The 318-nt window shown below is 42.8% G+C and carries 2 protein-coding genes; both read left to right on the top strand.

What is annotated here, in order from left to right; genetic code table 11:
- Positions 1–216: helix-turn-helix domain-containing protein (locus ACFIO5_RS12290; protein WP_375705556.1), on the top strand; the 216-nt coding region annotated here is incomplete at its 5' end.
- Between the two features lie 3 nt (positions 217–219).
- Positions 220–318, top strand: a 99-nt coding sequence (locus ACFIO5_RS12285) for an NAD-binding protein (protein WP_375705557.1), incomplete at its 3' end; no start/stop codon positions are given.

Here is a 318-nt window from a genome sequence, read left to right as displayed (position 1 = left end):
CCTAGTGAAGTGAGCGATTCTTTGCCACGCCTTCAAATGAATACAGATGAGAGTATAATGGATTTACCATTACGTGAAGCACGAGAATTGTTTGAAAAGAAGTATTTAGAAGCGCAGATTGGGCGTTTGGGTGGAAATATATCGCGTACAGCTGAATTTATAGGTATGGAACGTTCAGCTTTGCACCGTAAACTTAAGGCACTCGGAGTTTCATAGATTATGCGTGTTATTATTTGCGGGGCGGGACAGGTCGGTTATGGGATAGCAGAGCGTCTTGCTGCTGAAAATCACGATGTCACTGTTATTGATATTGAAGCG

The organism is Bartonella sp. AA86SXKL, from assembly GCF_042196885.1.
The sequence above is the reverse complement of the archived record's forward strand: the minus strand, read 5'-3'. Positions and strand labels throughout refer to the sequence as shown.